The organism is Streptococcus sp. GMD4S, from assembly GCF_000296955.1.
The window spans coordinates 1-576 of record NZ_AJRE01000403.1; the positions used below are offsets into that span (position 1 = coordinate 1).

Genomic DNA, 576 nt, shown 5'->3' on the forward strand with positions numbered 1-576 from the left:
TTGAAGCTGCAACTGAATTCTTAGAAAAAGCTTTAGAATTAGAATACGATGACCAAACTGCCTTTGAACTGGCTAGTCTTTACTTTGATCAGGAAGAGTATCAAAAATCTGTTCTTTACTTTAAGCAGATTGATACCATCTCACCTGATTTTGAAGGATATGAGTATGGTTATAGTCAAGCCTTGTACAAGGAACATCAGGTGGAAGAGGCCCTTCGTATCGTTAAACAAGGTTTGGAGAAAAATCCGTTTGAAACTCGGCTCTTACTAGCTGCTTCACAGTTTTCGTATGAATTACATGATCCTAGTGGTGCTGAGCAGTTTCTTCTTACTGCAAAAGAAGATGCAGAGGATACAGAAGAAATTTTCCTTCGCCTTGCAACCATTTATATGGAACAAGAGCGGTATGAAGATATCATCGCTCTCCAAAGTCAAGAACCTGAAAATCTCTTGACCAAGTGGATGATTGCCCGTTCTTACCAGGAAATCGAGGATTTAGATAAGGCCTATGAGCTCTATCAGGAACTATCGCTTGATCTCAAGGATAATCCTGAATTTCTGGAGCAGTATACTTATC

At 39.4% G+C, this 576-nt stretch carries 1 protein-coding gene; it reads left to right on the forward strand.

All coding sequences use genetic code 11. The features are described 5' to 3' along the window. Positions 1–576: tetratricopeptide repeat protein (locus GMD4S_RS10185; protein ID WP_000330169.1), on the forward strand; the 576-nt coding region annotated here is incomplete at both ends.